Origin of the sequence: Mesorhizobium sp. M4A.F.Ca.ET.050.02.1.1, assembly GCF_003997725.1 — a bacterium.
Classification (GTDB): domain Bacteria; phylum Pseudomonadota; class Alphaproteobacteria; order Rhizobiales; family Rhizobiaceae; genus Mesorhizobium.
The window spans coordinates 1-3,795 of the sequence record NZ_RZSG01000589.1 but is presented as its reverse complement, the minus strand read 5'-3'; the positions used below and the strand labels follow the sequence as shown (position 1 = coordinate 3,795).

At 63.9% G+C, this 3,795-nt stretch carries 8 protein-coding genes; all 8 read right to left on the bottom strand.

What is annotated here, in order from left to right; genetic code table 11:
- Positions 1-218: 218 nt before the first annotated feature.
- Positions 219-692: a 50S ribosomal protein L15 gene (rplO, locus tag EOA33_RS27440; RefSeq protein WP_126054446.1), complete on the bottom strand. Its 474-nt coding sequence runs from the start codon at positions 690-692 to the stop codon at positions 219-221.
- A gap of 22 nt (positions 693-714) precedes the next feature.
- Positions 715-912 carry a 50S ribosomal protein L30 gene (gene rpmD, locus EOA33_RS27435; RefSeq protein ID WP_006205449.1) on the bottom strand — a complete coding sequence of 66 codons (198 nt, stop codon included), beginning with the start codon at positions 910-912 and terminating at the stop codon, positions 715-717.
- A 25-nt stretch (positions 913-937) separates the two neighbouring features.
- On the bottom strand, positions 938-1,507 hold the full coding sequence (gene rpsE / locus EOA33_RS27430) for a 30S ribosomal protein S5 (protein ID WP_027046810.1): 570 nt from the start codon (positions 1,505-1,507) through the stop codon (positions 938-940).
- Positions 1,508-1,584: 77 nt separating this feature from the next.
- Positions 1,585-1,944: a 50S ribosomal protein L18 gene (gene rplR, locus EOA33_RS27425; RefSeq protein ID WP_126054445.1), complete on the bottom strand. Its 360-nt coding sequence runs from the start codon at positions 1,942-1,944 to the stop codon at positions 1,585-1,587.
- Positions 1,945-2,034: 90 nt separating this feature from the next.
- Positions 2,035-2,568 (bottom strand): 50S ribosomal protein L6, encoded by a 534-nt coding sequence (gene rplF, locus EOA33_RS27420; RefSeq protein WP_126054444.1) that lies wholly within the window; start codon positions 2,566-2,568, stop codon positions 2,035-2,037.
- Positions 2,569-2,657: 89 nt separating this feature from the next.
- Positions 2,658-3,056, bottom strand: coding sequence for a 30S ribosomal protein S8 (rpsH, locus tag EOA33_RS27415; RefSeq protein WP_126054443.1), 399 nt, complete (start codon positions 3,054-3,056; stop codon positions 2,658-2,660).
- Positions 3,057-3,069: 13 nt separating this feature from the next.
- On the bottom strand, positions 3,070-3,375 hold the full coding sequence (rpsN, locus tag EOA33_RS27410) for a 30S ribosomal protein S14 (protein WP_126054442.1): 306 nt from the start codon (positions 3,373-3,375) through the stop codon (positions 3,070-3,072).
- A gap of 26 nt (positions 3,376-3,401) precedes the next feature.
- A partial coding sequence (rplE, locus tag EOA33_RS27405) for a 50S ribosomal protein L5 (protein WP_127407069.1) occupies positions 3,402-3,795 on the bottom strand: 394 nt, incomplete at its 5' end.

The following is a 3,795-nucleotide window of genomic DNA, read 5'->3' as shown; positions in this document are numbered from 1 at the left end:
GGCTAGTTGTTCAGCAGCCGAAGCCATGCCTGATTCTCCGCTTGGTCACGCTCGATGCCCGCAGCTCAGGCGGCGCGTGTCACCGAAGCTCACGAGATAAGCTCCGGACCGTAAACATGCAAGCGGCCGCGTTGACGCGGCCGCCTAATTGATCAGATCAAGGCGCGAAGGACGGTAAAACCTGGCTTCACTCGTGCCATCTGCGCATTAAATCGCCGTTACTCTGCGGCGGCCTTTTCCGGCACCTTCACCGAGCCGCCGGCCTTCTCGATCTTCTCGATCGCGGCCTTGGAGGCACCGGCCACGTCGAAGGCGAGCTTCGCCTTGAGGTCGCCGTCGGACAGAATGCGCACGCCGTCCTTGGCGCGGCGGATGACGCCGGCCGCGATGAGGGCCTCGGCCGTCACCGTCGCCTTGGCGTCGAGCTTCTTTGCGTCGAGCGCGGCCTGGATGCGGGCCAGCGACACGACGGTGAAGCTCTTGCCGAACAGGTTGTTGAAGCCGCGCTTCGGCAGGCGCCGGTAAAGCGGCATCTGGCCGCCCTCGAAGCCGTTGATGGCCACGCCCGAGCGTGCCTTCTGGCCCTTGACGCCGCGGCCGCCTGTCTTGCCCGAGCCGGAGCCGATGCCGCGGCCCAGACGCTTCTTGGAGTGCGTGGCGCCGTCCTTGTCACGCAGATCGTTGAGTTTCATCTTCGTTCTCCTGCGCTTCTGCTCAGCCCTCGTCCACGACGCGGACGAGATGCTGGACGGCAGCGATCATGCCGCGCACGGAAGGCGTATCTTCCAGCGTGCGCTGCTTGTGCATCTTGTTGAGGCCGAGGCCGACCAGCGTGGCGCGCTGCTCCTTCGGCCGGCGGATCGGCGAGCCGATCTGCTCGACGGTGATGGTCTTGGTAGCTTTCTTGGCCATGGTCTGGATCCCTGGTCAGCGTCGACTATTCTTCAGCCGCGACGGCGGTGCCGCGGCGGGCCTGAAGGGTCGAGTACTTGATGCCGCGCGCGGCAGCCACATCCTTCGGATGCATCTGGCTCTTCAGCGCGTCGAAGGTGGCGCGAACCATGTTGTAGGGGTTCGACGAACCCATCGACTTGGCGACCACGTCATGCATGCCGAGCGTCTCGAAGACGGCGCGCATCGGGCCGCCGGCGATGATGCCGGTACCCTGCTTGGCGGCGCGCAGCAGAACGCGTCCGGCGCCCCAGCGGCCCTCGACGTCGTGATGCAGCGTGCGGCCCGAGCGCAACGGCACGAAGATCATGTCGCGCTTGGCCGACTCGGTTGCCTTGCGGATCGCTTCCGGCACTTCGCGCGCCTTGCCGTGGCCGAAGCCGACACGGCCCTTCTGGTCGCCGACGACGACGAGCGCGGCAAACCCGAAACGCCGGCCGCCCTTCACAACCTTGGCGACGCGGTTGATGTGGACGAGCTTGTCCACCATGCCGTCGTCGCGCTCTTCGCGCTCACGCTCGCGGCCGCGGCCGCCTTCCCTACGTTCCTGTGCCATATCCTGTTCCTTGTTCTTTTCCGGAAGCACGGTTGCTGCAATGCCGGCGCCGCTTTCGGGTCGCCGGCGGTGAAAAATCAGAAGCTCAGACCACCTTCGCGGGCGGCCTCGGCCAGCGCCTTGACGCGGCCGTGATAGATGTACGGGCCACGGTCGAAGACGACTTCCTTGACACCGGCCTTCGAGGCGCGCTCGGCGATCAGCTTGCCGACAGCCGCGGCAGCCGCGGTGTCGGCGCCTGTCTTGAGCGAACCCTTGAGGTCCTTCTCCAGCGTCGAGGCGGCGGCCAGCGTATGGCCCTTGGCGTCGTCGATGACCTGGACGTAGATGTTCTTCGAGGTGCGATGGACCGAGAGACGCGGACGCTCGCCCGCAACCTTCTTGATCTGGCGACGCACGCGCTGAGCGCGGCGCTGGGTGGATTCTTTCGAGCCCATGGTACTGTTCCTTGCCTTCAGAAAACGGGGGCAACCCTGTGCGGTAGGCGAAGATGCCTCCCGCGGTCGCGCCCCGCGGCGTTGCGATGATTACTTCTTCTTGCCTTCCTTGCGGACGATCTTCTCGCCGGCGTAGCGCACGCCCTTGCCCTTGTAGGGCTCGGGACCGCGGTACTCGCGGATCTCGGCGGCAACTTGCCCGACCTGCTGCTTGTCGATGCCGGTGACCGTGATTTCCGTCGGCTTCGGCACCGTGATGGTGATGCCCTGCGGGGTCTCGTAGACCACGTCATGGCTGAAGCCAAGCGCAAGCTGCAGGTTCTTGCCCTGCATGGCGGCGCGATAACCGACGCCGGTGATCTCGAGCCGCTTCTCGAAGCCGTCCTTCACACCCTGCAGGATGTTGACGATCTGCGTGCGCGACATGCCCCACTTGGCGCGGGCGGTCTTTGTCTGGTCGCGCGGCTGGACGGCAATCTCGGTGCCTTCCAGCTTGACCAGCACTTCGTCGTTGACCACGAACTTCAGCTCACCCTTGGGGCCCTTCGCCGTCACGGTCTGGCCGTTGACGGTCGCGGTCACGCCCTGCGGCAGCGAAACGGGTTTCTTTCCAATACGAGACATTTTGTTGTCCTCGTCACTTCTCTAGGTTCAGGGTCCAGTTTTCGAGCATTCCCGAAAACCGGATACCGCTTTCGATATCACGCGCCAGATCAGAAGATCTGGCAGAGGATTTCACCGCCGACGTTCTGCTCGCGCGCTTCGTGGTCGGCCATCACGCCCTTCGGCGTCGAAAGGATGGCGATACCGAGGCCGTTGGCGACCTGCGGGATCGACTTGGCCGAGACATAGACGCGGCGGCCCGGCTTCGAGACACGGGCGATTTCGCGCACGACCGGCGCGCCGTCGAAATACTTCAGCTCGATCTCGATTTCGGACTTGCCGTTCTCGAAGTCGGTCTGGCTGTAGTCGCGGATATAGCCTTCTGCCTTCAGCACGTCGAGGACGCGGGTGCGCAGACGCGAAGCCGGGGTCGAGACGCTCGACTTCTTACGGCCATAGGCGTTGCGGATGCGGGTCAGCATATCGCCGAGAGGATCGCTCAATGACATCTCAATGTCCTCCTTACCAGCTCGACTTGACCAGGCCCGGGATCTGGCCGTTGTTGCCAAGATCGCGAAGCGCGATACGCGAAACCTTGAGCTTGCGATAGTAGGCGCGCGGGCGGCCGGTGACTTCGCAGCGGTTGCGGATGCGGATCTTGGCCGAGTTGCGCGGCAGTGCCGACAGCTTCAACTGGGCGCGGAAACGCTCTTCCATCGGCTTGGACTGATCCATGACGATGGCCTTCAGTGCCTTGCGCTTGGCGGCATATTGGTCCGCAAGCTTCCGGCGCCTGTTGTTCTTCTCGACTGAGCTGGTCTTTGCCATTTCAGATTTTTCCTTTTTCGCTGCCGTTACTGGCGGAAGGGGAAGTTGAAAGCCTTGAGCAGAGCCCTGGCTTCGTCGTCCGTCTTCGCCGTCGTACAAACGATGACGTCCATGCCCCAGACCTGATCAACCTTGTCGTAGTTGATCTCCGGGAACACGATGTGTTCCTTGATGCCCATGGCATAGTTGCCACGGCCGTCAAAGCTCTTCGGGTTCAGCCCGCGGAAGTCGCGGACGCGCGGCAGCGCGATGTTCACGAGGCGATCGAGGAACTCGTACATGCGTTCCTTGCGCAGCGTGACCTTGGCGCCGATCGGCATGTTCTCGCGCACCTTGAACCCGGCGATCGAGTTGCGGGCGCGGGTGACGACGGCCTTCTGGCCGGCGATCATCGCGAGGTCCTCGGCCGCGACCGAAGGC